At 55.7% G+C, this 21978-nt stretch carries 20 protein-coding genes and 1 pseudogene; 10 read left to right on the top strand and 11 right to left on the bottom strand.

What is annotated here, in order from left to right; all coding sequences use genetic code 11:
• Positions 1–312: 312 nt before the first annotated feature.
• Entirely contained in the window at positions 313–1560 is a 1248-nt protein-coding gene (locus Q9451_RS32760) for a hypothetical protein (RefSeq protein WP_234285038.1), read from the bottom strand.
• A 51-nt stretch (positions 1561–1611) separates the two neighbouring features.
• On the opposite strand from Q9451_RS32760, the gene Q9451_RS32755 reads away from it, so the two are divergent.
• Positions 1612–2088 carry a hypothetical protein gene (locus Q9451_RS32755; RefSeq protein WP_172688543.1) on the top strand — a complete coding sequence of 159 codons (477 nt, stop codon included), beginning with the start codon at positions 1612–1614 and terminating at the stop codon, positions 2086–2088.
• 133 nt (positions 2089–2221) lie between these two features.
• Here Q9451_RS32755 and Q9451_RS32750 read toward each other — a convergent pair whose 3' ends face one another.
• Positions 2222–2839 (bottom strand): hypothetical protein, encoded by a 618-nt coding sequence (locus Q9451_RS32750; RefSeq protein ID WP_042854877.1) that lies wholly within the window; start codon positions 2837–2839, stop codon positions 2222–2224.
• On the opposite strand from Q9451_RS32750, the gene Q9451_RS32745 reads away from it, so the two are divergent.
• Complete coding sequence (locus Q9451_RS32745) at positions 2838–3155, top strand: hypothetical protein (RefSeq protein WP_172688542.1); 318 nt, start codon at positions 2838–2840, stop codon at positions 3153–3155. The two genes, Q9451_RS32750 and Q9451_RS32745, sit on opposite strands and share 2 nt — an antisense overlap.
• A 92-nt stretch (positions 3156–3247) precedes the next feature.
• Here Q9451_RS32745 and Q9451_RS32740 read toward each other — a convergent pair whose 3' ends face one another.
• From Q9451_RS32740 to intI1, 4 genes are all read right to left on the bottom strand, one after another.
• Positions 3248–3790, bottom strand: coding sequence for a hypothetical protein (locus tag Q9451_RS32740; protein ID WP_172688541.1), 543 nt, complete (start codon positions 3788–3790; stop codon positions 3248–3250).
• A gap of 403 nt (positions 3791–4193) precedes the next feature.
• Positions 4194–7160, bottom strand: a complete 2967-nt coding sequence (locus Q9451_RS32735; RefSeq protein WP_172688540.1) for a Tn3 family transposase — start codon at positions 7158–7160, stop codon at positions 4194–4196.
• A gap of 3 nt (positions 7161–7163) precedes the next feature.
• Positions 7164–7724: a recombinase family protein gene (locus tag Q9451_RS32730; RefSeq protein ID WP_256159608.1), complete on the bottom strand. Its 561-nt coding sequence runs from the start codon at positions 7722–7724 to the stop codon at positions 7164–7166.
• 360 nt (positions 7725–8084) lie between these two features.
• Entirely contained in the window at positions 8085–9098 is a 1014-nt protein-coding gene (gene intI1 / locus Q9451_RS32725) for a class 1 integron integrase IntI1 (RefSeq protein ID WP_000845048.1), read from the bottom strand.
• A gap of 353 nt (positions 9099–9451) precedes the next feature.
• On the opposite strand from intI1, the gene Q9451_RS32720 reads away from it, so the two are divergent.
• Both Q9451_RS32720 and Q9451_RS32715 read left to right on the top strand, forming a co-directional pair.
• Positions 9452–10108 (top strand): quinolone resistance pentapeptide repeat protein QnrVC6, encoded by a 657-nt coding sequence (locus tag Q9451_RS32720; protein WP_032495607.1) that lies wholly within the window; start codon positions 9452–9454, stop codon positions 10106–10108.
• A gap of 164 nt (positions 10109–10272) precedes the next feature.
• Positions 10273–10827, top strand: a complete 555-nt coding sequence (locus tag Q9451_RS32715) for an aminoglycoside N-acetyltransferase AAC(6')-IIa (RefSeq protein WP_023622803.1) — start codon at positions 10273–10275, stop codon at positions 10825–10827.
• A 272-nt stretch (positions 10828–11099) separates the two neighbouring features.
• Here the strand turns inward: Q9451_RS32715 and Q9451_RS32710 are convergent, their stop codons facing one another.
• Positions 11100–12143, bottom strand: coding sequence for an IS110-like element ISPpu24 family transposase (locus Q9451_RS32710; protein WP_076611547.1), 1044 nt, complete (start codon positions 12141–12143; stop codon positions 11100–11102).
• 154 nt (positions 12144–12297) lie between these two features.
• On the opposite strand from Q9451_RS32710, the gene catB (Q9451_RS32705) reads away from it, so the two are divergent.
• From catB (Q9451_RS32705) to Q9451_RS32680, 6 genes are all read left to right on the top strand, one after another.
• Complete coding sequence (gene catB, locus Q9451_RS32705) at positions 12298–12930, top strand: type B chloramphenicol O-acetyltransferase (protein WP_023622804.1); 633 nt, start codon at positions 12298–12300, stop codon at positions 12928–12930.
• A gap of 439 nt (positions 12931–13369) precedes the next feature.
• Complete coding sequence (locus Q9451_RS32700) at positions 13370–13642, top strand: hypothetical protein (RefSeq protein WP_023622806.1); 273 nt, start codon at positions 13370–13372, stop codon at positions 13640–13642.
• 95 nt (positions 13643–13737) lie between these two features.
• Positions 13738–14211, top strand: a complete 474-nt coding sequence (dfrA1, locus tag Q9451_RS32695; protein ID WP_023622807.1) for a trimethoprim-resistant dihydrofolate reductase DfrA1 — start codon at positions 13738–13740, stop codon at positions 14209–14211.
• A gap of 552 nt (positions 14212–14763) precedes the next feature.
• Positions 14764–15111 carry a quaternary ammonium compound efflux SMR transporter QacE delta 1 gene (locus Q9451_RS32690; protein ID WP_000679427.1) on the top strand — a complete coding sequence of 116 codons (348 nt, stop codon included), beginning with the start codon at positions 14764–14766 and terminating at the stop codon, positions 15109–15111.
• Positions 15105–15944: a sulfonamide-resistant dihydropteroate synthase Sul1 gene (gene sul1 / locus Q9451_RS32685; protein ID WP_000259031.1), complete on the top strand. Its 840-nt coding sequence runs from the start codon at positions 15105–15107 to the stop codon at positions 15942–15944. Before Q9451_RS32690 ends, sul1 begins: the two co-directional genes overlap by 7 nt.
• A 404-nt stretch (positions 15945–16348) precedes the next feature.
• The gene (locus Q9451_RS32680) at positions 16349–17890 is read left to right on the top strand and encodes an IS91-like element ISCR1 family transposase (protein WP_000050481.1); all 1542 of its coding nucleotides are present in this window, start codon (positions 16349–16351) and stop codon (positions 17888–17890) included.
• Between the two features lie 231 nt (positions 17891–18121).
• Here the strand turns inward: Q9451_RS32680 and cml are convergent.
• The 4 genes and pseudogenes from cml to catB (Q9451_RS32660) all read right to left on the bottom strand — a co-directional run.
• A pseudogene (cml, locus tag Q9451_RS32675) lies at positions 18122–19096 on the bottom strand (CmlA/FloR family chloramphenicol efflux MFS transporter); the annotation flags it as partial.
• Between the two features lie 216 nt (positions 19097–19312).
• Positions 19313–20284, bottom strand: a complete 972-nt coding sequence (folP, locus tag Q9451_RS32670; protein ID WP_000259026.1) for a dihydropteroate synthase — start codon at positions 20282–20284, stop codon at positions 19313–19315.
• Positions 20278–20625: a quaternary ammonium compound efflux SMR transporter QacE delta 1 gene (locus tag Q9451_RS32665; protein WP_000679427.1), complete on the bottom strand. Its 348-nt coding sequence runs from the start codon at positions 20623–20625 to the stop codon at positions 20278–20280. Before Q9451_RS32665 ends, folP begins: the two co-directional genes overlap by 7 nt.
• Before the next feature lie 641 nt (positions 20626–21266).
• Positions 21267–21899, bottom strand: coding sequence for a type B chloramphenicol O-acetyltransferase (gene catB / locus Q9451_RS32660; RefSeq protein WP_023622804.1), 633 nt, complete (start codon positions 21897–21899; stop codon positions 21267–21269).
• Between the last annotated feature and the right edge of the window lie 79 nt (positions 21900–21978).

Genomic DNA, 21978 nt, shown 5'->3' with positions numbered 1-21978 from the left:
CGATGTGCTGAGACGTGGGAGTATACCGTCCCGATCGCGCCCACCTAGAAAGTCGACCTCGATCTTTGAGTTACCTGTGATCCGCCGGCCGATCAGCTTCGCGCCATGCGGCGATAGTCGCCAGCATGCTCTCAACCATACCCAGAAGGAGCAGGCTCTGGTTCCATGAGTGCCCCTGGATGAGGTTCTCTAACCAGTAGTTGATGGCGGCCAGGCCCGGGGCTCCAACATCGATTTCGCCCAGCGTCTGATGCAGGCATTCAGCCAAGCCTGGCGTGTCTGCCGGCGATCCTCGGGGTATGGCCAAGAGGTTCAGCCAGACATCATCGTCCAGGGCGAAGACGCGAAACGATCCGTGGTACGGTCCACCGACCAGCTCAGCACAGCAGCGCTCATCACCCCCCCACCAAGCAGGTTCAGCGAATCACAGAACGCATCCTCGCTTTCCGGAAAAAGCACCAAACCCTTTCGCTCCAAGCTGCGCTCCAGCAAGGATTCCAGTCGATCCGCGGTCGCGCCATTGATGGCCAGGCGTCTGTTCAGAAAAGGGGGCCATTTCCCTAGCTCCAGAACAGAGCCAAACAGTTCTTGAGGCGGGAAGGGCAACCCCCGGACCAGTGATCTGAACCAGAGGAGATCGTCTACGTCGTAGAGCCCTGCAGGCTCACGGTTACCGGTCATCATCACGGTGCGAACTGCCTTACGGAGCATCACAGTTGGAAAGGGTTTCTTGGTCACGGAAACCATCCATCCCGTCTGGTATATAATTTTGAGCTCCTCATGAGGGGCCATCGGTGGTACCGATCGCGCCTGGCGCTTCATCCAATCGGCAATATCCAGCCCCACCAGGTGGTGCGGCCAGTGCGGAAGGTGCACCGGTCTCAGGCGGTGGTTCTGGAAAGTATCCTCTGCATGTCCAGGCCTCGGCGAGTTTTCCCAGACCCGGTGATAACCCTCCAAGCCCTGGTTCAGTCGAGCCAATACCGCCTCTTGGCTTTCCAGCCGATGCTCCGTCAACTCCTCCAGGGAAACGATACTGTGCTTGACCAGGTTCTGTGATTGCCTCCTGGTTGATCCAAATGGGTGCCCATGGCCGATGGCCACTTTCTTGATGACTTTCTCCTTATCCATCTGCCCCAGGACCCGCCGCAACGGGTAATCGTCCAGCAATTCCGATTCCACAAGAAGGTGGCCAGGCATGCCCCCGAGGGTGTGGAACTCTGTCCATGCCAAGTACAAAAAAGACTCGAGTGGGATGGGTTCATCACCGAAGTACAAGCGCTGCCAGTAAATTCCAAGCCCCTCAACGCTGAGCGTTGCGACCACAAGCGGACGTAGTTCGTGCCGCTCCAGATCTTGCGGATTCAATCCATCGGTGCACCGGTACGCCATGCAGTCCTTGCCGATGAATAAATACTTGCTCTGCGCAACTGTTAAGTGTTGGGTAAGCATCGCGATGCTTCGGGCAGTTTTTCGAAAGTGTAGGCCTGTTCCTGGCATGTCGCGGCAATCCGACATCAACAAGGAATCCGCGCCATCAACTTGACTGGGATTTGCCATTTTCGCTCGATACCGTTGGCCTCGATCGCTCCCCATAGACCCGAGGTAACAATGGTCAAACGCTCATTTGCCACTCTCACTGCCCTGGCGGCCGCACTGACGCTGGCCGGCTGCTCTTCCACCTGCTTCAAAGAAACGCCCGCCCAACAGGTGGCCACGTTCGAGTTCGTGATCAAGGAAATCGATGCCAACAAGCATGAGCGCGTGCTGCAGCGGCCCCGTATTGCCGCGCAGATCGATTCTCAAGCGGAATGGCGTCAGCTGCATATCGTGAAAGAGGGCGCGCTCGAAAAATCACGCTCGGGATACATCGTGGCCATCCACCCCTATGCCGTCCCAGGGAAGCGGCAGTCCGAAAAGGCGGTGACCTTCGACCTGGTCGTCGACCAGTTCATTCCTGAAATCGGCGCAACTCAAGTAGCCACTTCGGGTACTGGGGCGGCCGTAAACGGCGGCGAGTCGACGATCTTCTGGACTGCGGCCGGGAAGAAGTACACCGTCGAAACGCGGCTGGTCAGCCTGGACTAGCAGGCGAACCGCCGGCCCGGTCACAGAGTCGCCAAAATGCAAAAAAACGGGTTTCAAGCCCGGTTTCTGCATTTCTTTTGGTTCAAAGTCCGCCAGCGTTTGAGAGTCACAGACCTCGCAGTTACCACCTGGCTCAATCGCGAAGTTTGATCCCGTCGCTCCGATGCAGACTATGGCGCCTACGGCGCTCACCCTGCATCTTTTTGGCCATCTTAGGATCGGCCTGGCCGCCCGGCTTAGCACCGGCGTTGACCATCCTGTCGCGCTCCTTGTTGAAGCGGTATCGGTCGATCAGGCGCTGTATCACTGCGCTCTGCTGACGCATGCCGGCGACGGCGCCGTCCAGACTCACCAGACTCATTGCCGCACCTTGGGGCCAGAGGTTGTCGATGAAATCGTCAACCGATCGGCACTTATAGGCGACATGATAGGAGTTATAGCCCAAGGCGCGCGCCACCATGCCTTGTACCTCAGTCAGCCTGATCTCAGCCCCATTCCTTCGTGCGAGCTTCAGCAAGCGCGTACTGTACCGCTTGAACTGCCCGATATAGAGGCCGGTTACCTGGGTCAACAGCAAAAGCTGATCGGCCAGACGGTCGTCCCGCAAGACATACTCCTCCTCAGCTTTCCACCCCTGCAGGTTGTTCGCAGCCAGGAAGGCTTCAAGGTGCTGCCCAAGACTTCGGGTAACATGCCTAGCGGTGATCTGCTTCGGGAGCTCCTCGGGAGGAAGTTCCTGGATTTCTGGCATGCTTGTCTCGCTGAACCTGGTCAATAGTTTGAACATGATACCGCCCTCGCGACACATGATCAGTGTCGGCCTCGGCACGACCAGCGAGATGGGGTGGCAGTCACCACCAGGTTGCCCGGATTATCTTCAGAGGTTAAAACGCAAACCCGGCTTGCTGTGGTGTGTTGAGGAAGCGCTCGAGGTCGCCGTTGAATATTTCACTGGCTTCGCGGCTGCGGGCTACGATCTGGCCGCGCACCTTCAGGTGCTCGATGTGGACTCGGCCACAGGGGATACGTTATCTATAACGGCGCCGAATACTCAATCGGTAAATTAAGGCAGAGCACATGCTTTGGTAAGAATTGCACGAGCAGCCGCGCTGACGAGGTCTGTAGCGTGCCCTGATGACGGCAGAACCGCCGGCAGGAGTCACTGACAGTCCTGTCGGTGGACTTGAACGGATGTGATCAGCCGGCCATCCCTTCCAACGTAGTTGTATCGATAGATTCCCCCCATATCCATAAATGGGCTCACCATGCTTGGTGTCGAGCACACTTTCGAGATAACCCCAGGTGCAAGCGCCTTCTTGACCTGGGCCGGGTCCAGGTCTTTCGAGGAGTAACTCCGAAATCTGTACCAGTATCCCCATTCTCTACCGCTTCCAGTGACGTCATATAACTGCGTCTCCGGGTCAATCATTTTGGGGAGACCCTGCTTGGCGCGAGGAATACCCCGGGTGAACAGCATGCGGAAGAAGTCATCCTCTGTCATGCCCTTGGCTGCAAGGGCTTGTCGGGTTGCCTCAGCGCTTACACCTCCAACCGCAGCGCCTCCGACGCTGCCAGCAGCAGAGCCCAGTGCCTGTCCTAGCTTCCCAGCAATGGCGGCTTCCGGCACGAGGACCGCCACGCCCGCCATGAGTATGAAACCCATCCAGCCTGCTCCGAAGATTCCATTTCTTTCGCCCATCATGCCCACGCTCCCTGTCCAACAGATAATGAGGTTTGCTCCACGTTTCGCAGCAATCGATGCACGCTGACTCGAACTGACCGGCGGTTCCCGCAGTCGCGCCTGGGACATTTAACGGCCGTATACTGCACGGTAGAGCCCATGGATAGCCCCCCTTCAGCAAAATCCTCCCCACTGACAGTGACATGTCCTGTGCACGCACCTTGACGCCAACCCTGGGCTGCCCAATACTGTACACATATACAGTTATGAGACGACCGCCCAGATGGACTGCTTTACGTCTCCCGGCCGGCGGCTGTCCAGTCTCGCCCTGGCGCAGCAGCGCCTGAAGATCACTGGTTTCCAGAGCCCGGCTGAGGATCACTCGCTATTTGGGGCGAATAGAGAAAACGGAAAAAATCGTACGCTAAGGTTTTCCGGGCAGCCTTAGCGGCCGAAACTTCCCGTCCTCCAGCCTGCGGCTCTGCCGCCAGACATAATCGCCGGTCAGATTGATGTGCTCCCACCCCAGCGGCGACAGGTATTGCAGCAGCTCACCATCCACCGACTTCCCCGCATCGCCCATCGCCTGGGTGGCGCGCTCCAAGTACACCGTGTTCCACAACACGATGGCGGCCGTCACCAGGTTGAGGCCACTGGCCCGGTAGCGCTGCTGCTCGAAGCTCCGATCCCTGATCTCGCCGAGGCGGTTGAAGAACACCGCCCTGGCCAGGGAGTTGCGGGCTTCGCCCTTGTTCAGTCCAGCATGCACGCGCCGGCGCAGCTCGACGCTTTGCAACCAATCGAGGATGAAAAGCGTGCGCTCGATCCGGCCCAGCTCGCGCAGGGCCACGGCCAGGCCGTTCTGGCGCGGATAGCTGCCGAGCTTGCGCAGCATCAGCGAGGCGGTGACCGTGCCCTGCTTGATCGAGCTGGCCAGGCGCAGGATGTCGTCCCAATGGGCGCGGACGTGCTTGATGTTCAGGGTGCCGCCAACCATTGGGCGCAATGTCGGGTAGTCCTGGACGCTATTCGGAACATACAGCTTGGTTTCTCCGAGGTCGCGGATGCGCGGTGCGAAGCGGAAGCCCAGCAGGTGCATCAGGGCGAAGACATGATCGGTGAAGCCAGCCGTGTCAGTGTAGTGCTCCTCGATCCGCAAGTCGGACTCGTGGTACAGCAGACCGTCGAGCACATAGGTAGAGTCGCGCACGCCGACATTCACCACGCGGGTGCTGAACGGTGCGTACTGGTCGGAGATGTGGGTGTAGAACAGCCGCCCCGGCTCGCTGCCGTACTTCGGGTTGACGTGGCCGGTGCTTTCGCCTCGACCACCCGCCCGGAAGCGCTGGCCATCGGAAGAAGAGGTCGTGCCGTCGCCCCAGTGAGCGGCGAAGGTATGACGGTACTGGTGGTTGACCAGCTCGGCCAGGGCCGCCGAGTAGGTTTCGTCTCGGATGTGCCAGGCTTGCAGCCAGGACAGCTTGGCGTAGGTCAGGCCGGGGCTCGACTCGGCCATCTTGGTCAGCCCGAGGTTGATTGCATCGCCCAGGATCGCTGACAGCAGCAATGTCCGGTCTTTGGCCTCGGCACCGTCCTTCAGGTGTGTGAAGTGGCGGCTGAAGCCCGTCCAGTCGTCCACGTCCATCAGCAGTTCGGTGATCTTGATGCGCGGCAGCAAATGGCTGGTCTGGTCGATCAGCGCCTGCGCGGTATTGGGCACCGCGGAATCCAGCGGGGTGATCTTCAGCCCGGACTCGGTGAGGATGGCATCGGGCAGCTCGTTGTCCTTGGCCAGGCGGGTGACGGTGGCCAGCTGCTCGTCCAGCAGCTGCAAGCGCTCTTCCAGGTACTGGTTGCTGTTCGGGTTGATCGCCAGGGGCAGAGCCTGCGCATGCTTGAGCGCGGCGAACCTCTCTGCCGGCAGCAGGTAGTCGTCGAAGTCGCGGAACTGCCGCGAGCCCTTGACCCAGATGTCACCGGAGCGCAGCGCGTTCTTCAGCTCGGACAGGGCGCAGATTTCGTAGAAGCGCCGGTCGAGGCCTTCCGGGGTTATCACTAGCGGCTTCCAGCGCGGCTTGATGAAGGCGGTGGGCGCATCGGCCGGCACCTTGCGCAGGTTGTAGGCGTTCATCTCGCTCAGGGTCTGCACGGCTGCCAGCACGCCTTGCGCAGCCGGGGCAGCGCGCAGTTCCAGCACCTCCAGCAAGGCCGGCGTGTAACGGCGCAGAGTGGCGAAGTTCTCGCCGACCAGGTGCAGATGGTCGAAGCCTTCCGGCCGGGCCAGCAGCTCGGCCTCGCTGACGCTCTCGGTGAACTCGTCCCAGGGAATCACCGCCTCAATGGCGGCATAGGGATCGCTACCGCTTTCCTTGGCTTCCAGCAGAGCCTGGCCGATCTTCGAGTACAGGCGCACCTTGTCGTTGATCGCCTTGCCCTGCTTCTGGAACTGCTGCTGATGCTTGTGCTTCGCGCTGCTGAACAGCTTGACCAGGATACGGTCGTGCAGATCGACCAACTCATCAATCACCGTCGCGGTGCTCTCCAGCACCACGGCGGCCAGGGTCGCGTAGCGTCGCTGCGGCTCGAACTTGCCGAGGTCTTTGGGCGTCATCTGCCCACCCTCGCGGGCCAGCTTGAGCAGGCGGTTCTGGTGGATGTGTCGGCCCAGGCCTTCGGGCAAGTCCACCAGCTGAAATGTCTTCAGCCGCTCGATGTGTTCGAGCATGTGGCGGGAGTTCGGTTTCAGCGGTGCCTGTCGCAGCCAGGTCAACCAGGTGATGCTGCTGCCGGCCTTGAGCTTCAACAGCTCGTCCAGCTTGGCCCGATGCGAGTCCGTGAGTGGTTCGACCAGGGCGCGGTAGACTCGGCGATTGGCCCGCGCAATGGCCTCCGAACAAGCTCGATCAATTACGCTCAACGCCGGCAGAATGCGCCGCTTCTGTCGCAGGCTCTCCAGGGCCTGACCGGCCAGCAGTAAGCCCTTGTCGGTCTGCTGGGCCAACTCGGTCAGCTCGCGCACCAGGGCGCGGAAGTCGGACAGGCCGAACGGGGCCAGTTGTAGGTAGGTGCGCAGTTCCTGGGCGTGCTCGCGGCGAGTCACGTCGCGTTCGCCGTACTTCAACCAACTCGCCGGGTCGTCCTGAACTTGCTTGGCCACCCACTGGATGACCGGCTCGGGCGGCTCGCTGTCGGTGCCCAACGCATAGCCGGGGTAGCGCAGCAGGCTGAGCTGCACCGCGAAGCCCAGGCGGTTGGCGTCGCCGCGCCGCTGGCGGATCAGCGACAGGTCGGAGTCGTTGAAGGTGTAGTAGCGGATCAGGTCATCCTGGCTTTCCGGCAACGCAAGCAAGGTGTCGCGCTCCGTAGCCGAGAGAATCGAGCGACGCGGCATGGTTCAGTCGTCCTTGCGAAGGTACTGATAGAGGGTTTCTCGGCTGATGCCGAACTCGCGGGCGAGCTGCGCCTTCGGCTCGCCCGCAGCGGCCCGCTGCCGCAGCGTGATGGCTTGCTCGTCGGAGAGGGCTTTCTTGCGGCCCCGGTAGGCACCGCGCTGCTTGGCCAGGGCGATGCCCTCGCGCTGCCGCTCGCGAATCAGGGCGCGCTCAAACTCGGCAAAGGCCCCCATGACCGACAACATGAGGTTGGCCATCGGCGAGTCCTCGCCGGTGAACACCAGGCCTTCCTTCAAGAACTCGATGCGCACACCGCGCTTGGTCAGCTTCTGCACCAGGCGGCGCAAATCATCGAGGTTTCGTGCCAGGCGATCCATGCTGTGCACCACCACGGTATCGCCTTCGCGGACGAAACCGAGCATGGCCTCCAGCTGTGGACGCTGGGTGTCCTTGCCCGAGGCTTTGTCGGTGAACAGCTTGCCGATCTCGACCTGCTCAAGTTGGCGTTCCGGGTTCTGGTCGTAACTGCTGACCCGGACGTAACCGATGCGTTGTCCCTGCAAGATGCCTCCATGGGCTGGATGGGCGGCAGGGCTTACGTTGGTTTTTGGTTCCATTGCGCCCTAAGCCTTGAATTTGTCAGGCTGAAATCTGTGACCTTGGCAAGCAGGTGTCAAAGAATATGAAAGTAGACTCTATTCTGACGGTGCGGCGCGGCCTTTGTCGTTTTCAGAAGACGGCTGCACTGAACGTCAGAAGCCGACTGCACTATAGCAGCGGAGGGGTTGGATCCATCAGGCAACGACGGGCTGCTGCCGGCCATCAGCGGACGCAGGGAGGACTTTCCGCAACCGGCCGTTCGATGCGGCACCGATGGCCTTCGCGCAGGGGTAGTGAATCCGCCAGGATTGACTTGCGCTGCCCTACCTCTCACTAGTGAGGGGCGGCAGCGCATCAAGCGGTGAGCGCACTCCGGCACCGCCAACTTTCAGCACATGCGTGTAAATCATCGTCGTAGAGACGTCGGAATGGCCGAGCAGATCCTGCACGGTTCGAATGTCGTAACCGCTGCGGAGCAAGGCCGTCGCGAACGAGTGGCGGAGGGTGTGCGGTGTGGCGGGCTTCGTGATGCCTGCTTGTTCTACGGCACGTTTGAAGGCGCGCTGAAAGGTCTGGTCATACATGTGATGGCGACGCACGACACCGCTCCGTGGATCGGTCGAATGCGTGTGCTGCGCAAAAACCCAGAACCACGGCCAGGAATGCCCGGCGCGCGGATACTTCCGCTCAAGGGCGTCGGGAAGCGCAACGCCGCTGCGGCCCTCGGCCTGGTCCTTCAGCCACCATGCCCGTGCACGCGACAGCTGCTCGCGCAGGCTGGGTGCCAAGCTCTCGGGTAACATCAAGGCCCGATCCTTGGAGCCCTTGCCCTCCCGCACGATGATCGTGCCGTGATCGAAATCCAGATCCTTGACCCGCAGTTGCAAACCCTCACTGATCCGCATGCCCGTTCCATACAGAAGCTGGGCGAACAAACGATGCTCGCCTTCCAGAAAACCGAGGATGCGAACCACTTCATCCGGGGTCAGCACCACCGGCAAGCGCCGCGACGGCCGAGGTCTTCCGATCTCCTGAAGCCAGGGCAGATCCGTGCACAGCACCTTGCCGTAGAAGAACAGCAAGGCCGCCAATGCCTGACGATGCGTGGAGACCGAAACCTTGCGCTCGTTCGCCAGCCAGGACAGAAATGCCTCGACTTCGCTGCTGCCCAAGGTTGCCGGGTGACGCACACCGTGGAAACGGATGAAGGCACGAACCCAGTGGACATAAGCCTGTTCGGTTCGTAAACTGTAATGCAAGTAGCGTATGCGCTCACGCAACTGGTCCAGAACCTTGACCGAACGCAGCGGTGGTAACGGCGCAGTGGCGGTTTTCATGGCTTGTTATGACTGTTTTTTTGTACAGTCTATGCCTCGGGCATCCAAGCAGCAAGCGCGTTACGCCGTGGGTCGATGTTTGATGTTATGGAGCAGCAACGATGTTACGCAGCAGGGCAGTCGCCCTAAAACAAAGTTATGTGCTTTCTCTAAAACTCACCAGGTTCACCAAAACTTTTTTCTAGCTGGCCGCATCGCTTATTTTGAATTAGCACCCTTTAAAATGCCATTTTGATGCCTTATCTTGGCTAAAACGGGGTGTTTTAAGTGTCTGTTTTTATTGGTTTTGTTTTTGTTGAGAACTTTCAGGTAAAATGGTAGTCTTCAAATCAAATGTTTTTTGGAGCTACAGCATGGAAAAATCAAAGCAATTATATAATCAAGTGAACTTCTCACATCAGGACTTGCAAGAACATATCTTTAGCAATTGTACTTTTATACATTGTAATTTTAAGCGCTCAAACCTTCGAGATACACAGTTCATTAACTGTACTTTCATAGAGCAGGGGGCACTGGAAGGGTGCGATTTTTCTTATGCTGATCTTCGAGATGCTTCATTTAAAGATTGTCAGCTTTCAATGTCCCATTTTAAGGGGGCAAATTGCTTTGGTATTGAACTGAGAGATTGTGATCTTAAAGGGGCAAATTTTAGCCAAGTTAGTTTTGTAAATCAGGTTTCGAATAAAATGTACTTTTGCTCTGCATACATAACAGGTTGTAACTTATCCTATGCCAATTTTGAGCAGCAGCTTATTGAAAAATGTGACCTGTTCGAAAATAGATGGATTGGTGCAAATCTTCGAGGCGCTTCATTTAAAGAATCAGATTTAAGTCGTGGCGTTTTTTCAGAAGACTGCTGGGAACAGTTTAGAGTACAAGGCTGTGATTTAAGTCATTCAGAGCTTTATGGTTTAGATCCTCGAAAGATTGATCTTACAGGTGTAAAAATATGCTCGTGGCAACAGGAGCAGTTACTGGAGCAATTAGGGGTAATCATTGTTCCTGACTAAGCGCAAGATTCGGCTACGCACATAACAAAGCGTTTAAGACAGATTCGCAACGCTGGGCATTTTCGGTTTGCTTTGAATTTAGTGTTTACGGCACAATGGTTTAGGTTGGGTGGCATGTTGCTCACTACTTAACGCGGCGTTAGGCAGCACAGAGCGACCATTTCATGTCCGCGAGCACCCCCCCCATAACTCTTCGCCTCATGACCGAGCGCGACCTGCCGATGCTCCATGATTGGCTCAACCGGCCGCACATCGTTGAGTGGTGGGGTGGTGACGAAGAGCGACCGACTCTTGATGAAGTGCTGGAACACTACCTGCCCAGAGCGATGGCGGAAGAGTCCGTAACACCGTACATCGCAATGCTGGGCGAGGAACCGATCGGCTATGCTCAGTCGTACGTCGCGCTCGGAAGCGGTGATGGCTGGTGGGAAGATGAAACTGATCCAGGAGTGCGAGGAATAGACCAGTCTCTGGCTGACCCGACACAGTTGAACAAAGGCCTAGGAACAAGGCTTGTCCGCGCTCTCGTTGAACTACTGTTCTCGGACCCCACCGTGACGAAGATTCAGACCGACCCGACTCCGAACAACCATCGAGCCATACGCTGCTATGAGAAGGCAGGATTCGTGCGGGAGAAGATCATCACCACGCCTGACGGGCCGGCGGTTTACATGGTTCAAACACGACAAGCCTTCGAGAGAAAGCGCGGTGTTGCCTAACAACTCATATATGGACTCTCCCCACAAGTAGTGAGCAAAGCTTTTCTTTTGCACTTGTCGTCAGCGCGGTTGCATTCGTATATCCGGCCTGTTTTGGGCTCTACCGCCCTGGCCATTCTGTAGTTCGCGCAGCGGGGGCCAAGCGTTCAATCGATCACGAAGATCATGATTGTTATCGGCCTTATTCCGCTGCAGGACTCGCCTGTTCCGACAGTGCTGCTACTCACCACAACCACAAGAAAACCATCACGCCTTCTTGATTACCTCCGCCGTCAGGCGGGCTTTACGCTTTGCCAGTCACCACTAAATCGCCGCTCATGACACCACACCGCCCAGCAAATCCTAACCAGCTTGTTGGCCAAGGCCACGGCCGCTTTGTTGTGGCCAACACGTGCCGCCGTCTCGACGGCCCAGCGCTGTAACTGGGTCAGTTTCTCGGGTGTCCGGGCCTGACAGCGCTGCGCTGCCAACAAGGCCGCGCGCGAGCCGTGGATCAACAGGGTGCGCACGTATACATTGCCTTGCCGGCTAATGTGGCCCAGTTTGCGCCGCTCACCACTGCTGAACTCTCGCGGCGTCATGCCCAGCCAAGCGCTGAGCTGGCGACCATTGGCAAAGCGCTCGGGCTTGCCGACTGCGGTTTTCAGGGCGCTGGCGGTCAACAGGCCAATACCGCTGACTTCATCGAGTTTGCGCACGACTTCATCGTCGGCATGCCAGCGTTTGAGTTGCTGCTCGCACTCGACCATGCACTGTTCGTGCAGGTTTATTTCCGCCAGGACGATATGCAGTTGATGGCTCAAGGGCGCGATTTCTGGGCGCTCAACTAACTCATGGGCGGCACGGATAAAAGCGGCGGTAGAGGCTGGAGCTTCGATGCCCGCTTCGCGCAGGATGCCGCGCAGTAGGTTGATCCGCTGAGTACGGCTTTTCTTCCAGGTTTCGCGCAGCCCATGCAGTTGCTGCACCTGTTGCTGCTCATGGGTTTTCACAGGCACGGGATGGATATCCTTGCAGCGCGCGGCTTCTAGCATCGCATCGCAGTCGTTGCGGTCGGTCTTGTTGCGGCGGCGATACGGGCGCACATAGCGCGGGTGGATCAGCTTTACCGAATGGCCCAGTGCCTGCGCCACGCGCCCCCAGTAATGGGCCGTACCGCAGGCCTCCATCACCCACTCGACCGGCTCGGCTTGCTCCTGTATATATCGCCTAAACGCCTCTCGGTTCAGCCGCTTGCGCTGCACCACTTGGCCGGAACGGACACTCTCGGCAACTTGGTAAACGGACTTGGCCAGATCAACCGCAATTCGCTTCATCACAACACTCCCAATTTCAGCCACCACCGTTCTCGGTATAGAACTGTGGCGCAGGGAGAGTCCATTACAGCATTCAAGCCGACGCCGCTTCGCGGCGCGGCTTAATTCAGGTGTTAGGCAACGGTGTTGTTGCAGATTTTTGGTGCGGAATTATATGAAGAACTATTTTGAGAGCCCGTTTAAGGGAAAACCTCTCGTCGAACAGGTAAAGAACCCAAATATCAAGGTAGGCCGTTATAGCTATTATTCAGGCTATTACCACGGGCATTCATTTGATGATTGCGCTCGCTACCTCCTGCCTGATCGTGATGACGTTGATAAATTGATAATTGGAAGCTTTTGCTCCATAGGGACGGGTGCATCTTTTATCATGGCTGGAAATCAAGGTCACCGATATGATTGGGTTACATCATTCCCTTTTTTCTATATGAATGAGGAACCGGCATTTTCGGAATCAGTTGATGCTTTCCAGGCGGCAGGTGATACCGTCATAGGAAGCGACGTGTGGATTGGCTCTGAAGCAATGATTATGCCTGGAGTAAAGGTTGGCCATGGAGCGGTAATTGGCAGCCGGGCTTTGGTTACCAAAGATATAGAGCCATACACAATAGTTGGTGGCAACCCTGCAAAAGAGATAAAGAAGCGCTTTTCAGAACAGGAAATTTCAATGTTGCTAGATATGAAGTGGTGGGATTGGCCGTTGGAGCAAATTAAAGAAGCAATGCCTCTTTTGTGCTCGTCTGATATTGCAGGCTTGTACCATTTTTGGCAGCGTTCAAGTGCCTAACAAACGGCTGTTGTCGCCCCTTCGGGGCTGGGACGGCCTTTCCGCCGCTTTGCGGCTACAAGTCCGCCCCAAAGCCGGGCGTTAGCAGGTTTTCGGGTTTTAACGGTTTTAGTCAGTAGCTTTTTTCGGCATTGCTCGCGTTTGGTTTTCCTAGCGGCAGCGCCAAAAGGTTTAGTTCGCCAGTTTGTGGGTTTGCTGCAAACGGTTGTGGCGGTAGCGTTGTTCTTCTTGGCTTCGCTTAACAGTTTTACAGGTTCCGGTCGGCTCGCCGTATCGCAGTTAACCGGTTTAGTTTTAAATTAAAAGCAGCTTGCCGTTGTTCGGGTTTGCCAGTGCGGCAAGCCGCGAAAGTTAGGTGCAGGCTGCTAACAAGGCCAGTCAAGCGACGCCAAACAGCGTCGCGCTTGCTGGCAGCGTTATGTTTTAAAAAGGTTTAACTATGGAATTTAGTGACAAAGAACTGGCAGTGATAGCCGGTGCTAGGAAAAAGATTAAAGCTGCAACATTCTTCAGAGTTTTGCTCATTGTTGTCATGCTATGCGGTATTACCTTGATGGCAACAGGCGTGGTTGTTGCTGAGTTTATCGTTTATTTAGCATTCGGCGCTGTTGTTCTGGCTATCGGATTACCTCAGTTTGGTTCTGGGCCTAAGTACGAAGAGTTATTAAATATTTTAGATAGTAAAGCTAATGCGCAGCGTTCAAAAACATAACAAGGCGCATCACTCGTGGCCTGCGGCCACTGGGACGTCAAACGCTAACGCGTTTTTCCGCCCGTGTGCTTTGCGTTAACCTCTGAGGAAGAATTGTGAAACTATCACTAATGGTAGCTATATCGAAGAATGGAGTTATCGGGAATGGCCCTGATATTCCATGGAGTGCCAAAGGTGAACAGCTCCTGTTTAAAGCTATTACCTATAACCAATGGCTGTTGGTTGGACGCAAGACTTTTGAATCAATGGGAGCATTACCCAACCGAAAGTATGCGGTCGTAACACGTTCAAGTTTTACATCTGACAATGAGAACGTATTGATCTTTCCATCAATTAAAGATGCTTTAACCAACCTAAAGAAAATAACGGATCATGTCATTGTTTCAGGTGGTGGGGAGATATACAAAAGCCTGATCGATCAAGTAGATACACTACATATATCTACAATAGACATCGAGCCGGAAGGTGATGTTTACTTTCCTGAAATCCCCAGCAATTTTAGGCCAGTTTTTACTCAAGACTTCGCCTCTAACATAAATTATAGGTACCAAATCTGGCAAAAGGGTTAACAAGTGGCAGCAACGGATTCGCAAACCTGTCACGCCTTTTGTACCAAAAGCCGCGCCAGGTTTGCGATCCGCTGTGCCAGGCGTTAGCTGCCAAGAAACGGAGTAGTTATGGCAAGAGGATTTTATAAAAAGCGTCACAACGTAGGCCAGAGTATCCCTTCGAATCAGCTTCGTGTCGGAATGCTTATCCATTTGAGTTATACGAATTTTGGTTGCGTTTGGCGAATTTCATCCATAGAGCCAGTGAACTCGAAAGGCGAAATATGGCTCAATCTTGTAGCTCCCGAGTCAGGAAAAACAAAGCGCACAAATGCGAGATATGCTGTATACATACGAAGAGATCAGCGGTAAGCATGCAGCTAACAAGTTGCTCAAATACGTTCCGGGCCTACGGCCCTCCACCGGACAGCCAAAGCTGCGCTTTGCCTGCCGTTTAGCAAGGCGTTAGATGCACTAAGCACATAATTGCTCACAGCCAAACTATCAGGTCAAGTCTGCTTTTATTATTTTTAAGCGTGCATAATAAGCCCTACACAAATTGGGAGATATATCATGAAAGGCTGGCTTTTTCTTGTTATCGCAATAGTTGGCGAAGTAATCGCAACATCCGCATTAAAATCTAGCGAGGGCTTTACTAAGCTTGCCCCTTCCGCCGTTGTCATAATCGGTTATGGCATCGCATTTTATTTTCTTTCTCTGGTTCTGAAATCCATCCCTGTCGGTGTTGCTTATGCAGTCTGGTCGGGACTCGGCGTCGTCATAATTACAGCCATTGCCTGGTTGCTTCATGGGCAAAAGCTTGATGCGTGGGGCTTTGTAGGTATGGGGCTCATAATTGCTGCCTTTTTGCTCGCCCGATCCCCATCGTGGAAGTCGCTGCGGAGGCCGACGCCATGGTGACGGTGTTCGGCATTCTGAATCTCACCGAGGACTCCTTCTTCGATGAGAGCCGGCGGCTAGACCCCGCCGGCGCTGTCACCGCGGCGATCGAAATGCTGCGAGTCGGATCAGACGTCGTGGATGTCGGACCGGCCGCCAGCCATCCGGACGCGAGGCCTGTATCGCCGGCCGATGAGATCAGACGTATTGCGCCGCTCTTAGACGCCCTGTCCGATCAGATGCACCGTGTTTCAATCGACAGCTTCCAACCGGAAACCCAGCGCTATGCGCTCAAGCGCGGCGTGGGCTACCTGAACGATATCCAAGGATTTCCTGACCCTGCGCTCTATCCCGATATTGCTGAGGCGGACTGCAGGCTGGTGGTTATGCACTCAGCGCAGCGGGATGGCATCGCCACCCGCACCGGTCACCTTCGACCCGAAGACGCGCTCGACGAGATTGTGCGGTTCTTCGAGGCGCGGGTTTCCGCCTTGCGACGGAGCGGGGTCGCTGCCGACCGGCTCATCCTCGATCCGGGGATGGGATTTTTCTTGAGCCCCGCACCGGAAACATCGCTGCACGTGCTGTCGAACCTTCAAAAGCTGAAGTCGGCGTTGGGGCTTCCGCTATTGGTCTCGGTGTCGCGGAAATCCTTCTTGGGCGCCACCGTTGGCCTTCCTGTAAAGGATCTGGGTCCAGCGAGCCTTGCGGCGGAACTTCACGCGATCGGCAATGGCGCTGACTACGTCCGCACCCACGCGCCTGGAGATCTGCGAAGCGCAATCACCTTCTCGGAAACCCTCGCGAAATTTCGCAGTCGCGACGCCAGAGACCGAGGGTTAGATCATGCCTAGCATTCACCTTCCGGCCGCCCGCTAAATATCTCCTTTTGGGTTGTTAATAAAACATCCAATAAGTTGACTGTGCGTGAAAAAGAAAGTTTTGTGTGATGGCGTTGAAGATCGCACCGTTAAGCTCTTATGTGGGATGGTGCAGAGCTCGACGACTACCGATAAAACGCAACCGCCGCAAACAGACAAGAAAAAGCCCCAACTGATAACAGTTGGGGCTTCAGTATTGTGATTGGTGGAGCAATAGCACCCTGAACCCAAAACCTTCTCGCTCAACCGGTAGTGGCTGATAACAACTCGTGAGGGCTATTGCGGGTTAAGCATTTAGCGATGTCTAGGGCCAGACTGGACGTCTGAACGCAAGCCGCTGATACTGTACATAACCACAGTATCAGCGGAGGATACCCATGTCGCTGGCAAGGAACGCCACGGCGAGTCAATCGCCCACTCAAACAAACGGTTACGAACGCCACCAACCCGACCAGACGCTGCTCTACCAGCTGGTTGAGCAGCACTACCCAGCCTTCAAAGCCTCACTCGAAGCCCAAGGTCAACACCTGCCTCGCTACATCCAACAAGAATTCAACGACCTCCTCCAATGTGGCCGTCTGGAGTATGGTTTCATGCGGGTTCGCTGCGAGGATTGTCATCACGAGCGTCTGGTCGCCTTCAGCTGTAAACGACGCGGCTTTTGCCCTAGCTGCGGTGCCCGCCGGATGGCCGAGAGTGCGGCGCTGCTGATAGACGAAGTCTTCCCCAAGGAGCCCATTCGCCAGTGGGTGCTCAGCTTTCCTTTCCAGCTACGCTTTTTGCTGGCTCGCCATCCCCAGCTGATGGGCCAGGTCTTGAGTATCGTCTATCGTACACTCTCAACTCATCTGATCAAAAAAGCCGGTTACACCAAAGCCTCTGCACAAACTGGCTCAGTGACTCTTATCCAACGCTTTGGCTCCGCGCTAAATCTCAATGTCCACTACCACATGCTGTTTCTCGATGGTGTCTATGCCGAAGATGACTATGGCAAGCAACGCTTCCATCGTGTCAAGGCACCCACTTACGATGAGCTGAATACGCTCGCTCACACCCTCAGCCATCGCATCGCTCGCTGCATGGAAAAGCGTGGGATTTTGGAGCGTGATGCCGAGAATACGTGGTTGACACTGGAAGAGGGCGAAGACGATACGCTGACTCAATTACATGGTGCTTCGGTTACGTATCGCATTGCCGTCGGCCCCCAGCAAGGGCGCAAAGTCTTCACCCTGCAAACCTTGCCAGGGCGTGAGGATAAAGCCGACTCAAGCAGTCGAGTAGCCAACCATGCTGGTTTCTCGCTACACGCCGGTGTGATGGCCGAAGCGCATCAGCGGGATAAGCTTGAGCGCTTGTGTCGCTACATTAGTCGGCCAGCGGTTTCAGAAAAACGTCTGGCATTAACCGCCAATGGGCAGGTGCGTTACGAGCTCAAAACTCCGTACCGCAATGGCACCACCCATGTGATCTTCGAGCCGCTGGACTTCATCGCCAAACTCGCTGCGTTGGTACCTAAGCCGCGAGTCAACCTCACACGCTTCCACGGCGTCTTTGCACCGAACAGCAAACACCGAGTTCAAGTAACACCCGCCAAGCGGGGCAAGAAGCCCGACAAATCGGAAGGTCTCGATACTAACTGGCGTGACAAGAGTCCTGCAGAGCGCCACCGCGCCATGACCTGGATGCAACGCCTCAAGCGAGTCTTCAATATTGATATTGAAGTCTGCGAACACTGCGGCGGTCACGTCAAAGTGATTGCCAGCATCGAAGATCCGAAGGTCATTGAGCAGATTCTCAAGCATCTGAAACAGAAAACAGCCAAGGCGAATGCCGCCAAGCAGCGTGAGCTGCCACCAGAACGAGCGCCGCCACTGACTCCCAGCCTGTTCGATCCATCACAGAGTCGTCTCTTTGACTGACGACCCCAAATCCAACACTGCTCAACACTGCCAACTTTTAAACGGGGCGGTGGGGCAGTTTGTATCTCTCGAGCTATCAGGCTAGAGATTTTACCGCCAAATCGAACCTTATTAGAGCGGTTTAGGCTGGACCGGCAGTTAAAATTGGGGCTTGAGCGGTAAACGAGTGAGGGAATTTCAGGTAAGATACTTCGGATGAGGAGCAAAAAGGTGGTTTATACTTCCTATACCCGACACCGTGAAGACAATGCCGACCGCGACAACCCACATCGGCAGGATGAAGCTGAAAAATGACGGCGATCCGAAAAGTTGGCCGATCCCCAACAGGATCGCGCCGGAAACGAGCAACGCCATCCCGCGCGCTACGCATCCCGCGATACCCCATTTGGCAACGAAGGACTTTGCGAAGCGGGTTGTCGTGACCATGACCAGCGCGACAGTCGCGAAGGCCAAGCTAAATCCGATCTCGGAATAGCCGGCTTGGCCTATGAGAACACGGGGGGCTGTCGAGAAGAAAACGAAGAATGTGCCCATGCCGGCACTAAATCCGACCGTGTAAACCCAAAAGGCCGGACTCGCGAAGATCGGCAAAACAGATCGTTGCGTTCTGGCCTGATCCAACGGTCGGGTTTCATGCCACCTGAAACTGGCGTTTAAGAGTGCGAGCGAAGCCAGTGCAGCCAGTGTGATGAAGATCGCCTGCCATCCCCAAAACTCGCCGATCAGCGCACCGGCTATAGGGCCGAGCGCAGGCACGAACGCCAGCATCGAACTGAAAAGGCCGTAGATGACGGCACCTTCGGGACGATTGGCATATACGTCGCGCACGGTCGCGAAGGTGGCCACCAGCATGGCCGATGCTCCAACAGCCTGAACCAGACGAAACGCAACAAAGGCTAATGCAGTTGAAGAACAAGCCGCTCCCAGAGACGCAGCAACGAAAGCCGTTGCGCCTACAAGCAGGATCGGCCGTCGCCCGACGCGATCGGAGAGTGGCCCAAAGATCACTTGGCCCACACCGAGCATCACCATGTAGAGGCTCAACGTGAGTTGGATTATGGATGGAGTCGTGTTCAGGACGCCCGGCATCGCCGGAACGACTGGAAGATAAATATCCATCGCCAGCGAGGCGAGGATGTCGAAGGGAGCCATAAGCAGCAAGGCTGCCGGCAGCGTATAGGCCCACGCGGGGCGTGTGGTGGTCATGACGAATCAACCGCTCGATTAAGGATACCGGGCAGCGTCTGCTCGTCAGCAATCAGATGGGATTGGTCTTACAGAGCGCCGCAACAACAATTCTGATGTTGCGGCTTACTTGTCTGCTGACTTGGAATTTCCCATGCTGATGGCTCCACGATTACGAAATTGAATAGCAGCTCTTATCGAATTAGTTGTTGCGTTGCAATGCGGTATCGTTGGCTCCTATAGCCCCAACCCCCGCTGCCGCCCTAACTGCCACGACACCGAACCGCCCTGCATGATACCCGCGACCTCGCGGCCGAGCTGGCGGTCGATGATCGGCCGCCACGGGACAAGGGTGAACTCGTGGCTCTTTTCCACGATGGCGAACTTGCCGCTCGTTAGCTGGACAGTCCCGGTGAACTTGCCGCTGACACTCTCACCATCCTTGGCGGCGCGGAACGGCAGCGCCTTGCCCTCGGCCATCTCCGCACCGGCGCGCGCAACTTCCCGCTCGCGCAGGGTGGCGAGAAGATTGCGCCGGTAGAAGATTCGGCCGTCCCTGTTGCGCGTGGCGTCGCGCTGTTCGATATGATGCTCGCGGCGCTGGTCCATGGCTTCGCGGACCTGTTGCCCGAAGCCGGTCGGCGCAAGGTCGGCCGTTTCGCCATGGACCAATCGCCGGTCCATCCCCGGATCGAGGATGAGCCGGTCGGCAGCGACCCCGCTCCGTCGCAAGGCGGAAACCCGCGCCTCGAAGAACCGCACAATCTCGTCGAGCGCGTCTTCGGGTCGAAGGTGACCGGTGCGGGTGGCGATGCCATCCCGCTGCGCTGAGTGCATAACCACCAGCCTGCAGTCCGCCTCAGCAATATCGGGATAGAGCGCAGGGTCAGGAAATCCTTGGATATCGTTCAGGTAGCCCACGCCGCGCTTGAGCGCATAGCGCTGGGTTTCCGGTTGGAAGCTGTCGATTGAAACACGGTGCATCTGATCGGACAGGGCGTCTAAGAGCGGCGCAATACGTCTGATCTCATCGGCCGGCGATACAGGCCTCGCGTCCGGATGGCTGGCGGCCGGTCCGACATCCACGACGTCTGATCCGACTCGCAGCATTTCGATCGCCGCGGTGACAGCGCCGGCGGGGTCTAGCCGCCGGCTCTCATCGAAGAAGGAGTCCTCGGTGAGATTCAGAATGCCGAACACCGTCACCATGGCGTCGGCCTCCGCAGCGACTTCCACGATGGGGATCGGGCGAGCAAAAAGGCAGCAATTATGAGCCCCATACCTACAAAGCCCCACGCATCAAGCTTTTGCCCATGAAGCAACCAGGCAATGGCTGTAATTATGACGACGCCGAGTCCCGACCAGACTGCATAAGCAACACCGACAGGGATGGATTTCAGAACCAGAGAAAGAAAATAAAATGCGATGCCATAACCGATTATGACAACGGCGGAAGGGGCAAGCTTAGTAAAGCCCTCGCTAGATTTTAATGCGGATGTTGCGATTACTTCGCCAACTATTGCGATAACAAGAAAAAGCCAGCCTTTCATGATATATCTCCCAATTTGTGTAGGGCTTATTATGCACGCTTAAAAATAATAAAAGCAGACTTGACCTGATAGTTTGGCTGTGAGCAATTATGTGCTTAGTGCATCTAACGTTTGGTTAAGGGGCCGGCTTTAGCCGGTCCCGAGTGAGCGAAGCGAGCGACTTGAACCAATTGTTATGTGGCATCACGCGATTTAGATTCGCGATGTGCAACACACGCTCCAAGGTATGTAATTAGAAGCCCAAAAATAACCGTGAACCAAATGTTAAATAATCCGGCTAGCTCAACTTTTTTGTGCGCCTCTGGTGGGATTTTTTTTACGAGTTCGTAAATTCGGTTGTCTGGCACTGCGGGTGTTAGTGGTCCTTGTTTTATTATATTTTCGTAATCTTCAAGAAGCTGGCCCTCGAAGTGGGTATTCTTGACGTATTCTTTGTATGCTTTTGAGGTTAGGTCGCTGACGACTGAAAAAACAAAACCAATACTTATAAAAAGTACTGTGGTGGAAATTTTTCTTCTGGTTGGCCTTAGGAGGTGCATAGATATTATTCTGCTACATAACGCCCGGCTTTGGGGCGGACTTGTAGCCGCAAAGCGGCGGAAAGGCCGTCCCAGCCCCGAAGGGGCGACAACAGCCGTTTGTTAGGCACTTGAACGCTGCCAAAAATGGTACAAGCCTGCAATATCAGACGAGCACAAAAGAGGCATTGCTTCTTTAATTTGCTCCAACGGCCAATCCCACCACTTCATATCTAGCAACATTGAAATTTCCTGTTCTGAAAAGCGCTTCTTTATCTCTTTTGCAGGGTTGCCACCAACTATTGTGTATGGCTCTATATCTTTGGTAACCAAAGCCCGGCTGCCAATTACCGCTCCATGGCCAACCTTTACTCCAGGCATAATCATTGCTTCAGAGCCAATCCACACGTCGCTTCCTATGACGGTATCACCTGCCGCCTGGAAAGCATCAACTGATTCCGAAAATGCCGGTTCCTCATTCATATAGAAAAAAGGGAATGATGTAACCCAATCATATCGGTGACCTTGATTTCCAGCCATGATAAAAGATGCACCCGTCCCTATGGAGCAAAAGCTTCCAATTATCAATTTATCAACGTCATCACGATCAGGCAGGAGGTAGCGAGCGCAATCATCAAATGAATGCCCGTGGTAATAGCCTGAATAATAGCTATAACGGCCTACCTTGATATTTGGGTTCTTTACCTGTTCGACGAGAGGTTTTCCCTTAAACGGGCTCTCAAAATAGTTCTTCATATAATTCCGCACCAAAAATCTGCAACAACACCGTTGCCTAACACCTGAATTAAGCCGCGCCGCGAAGCGGCGTCGGCTT

This window comes from Pseudomonas sp. NY8896 (genome assembly GCF_039634505.1).
The sequence above is the reverse complement of the archived record's forward strand: the minus strand, read 5'-3'. Positions and strand labels throughout refer to the sequence as shown.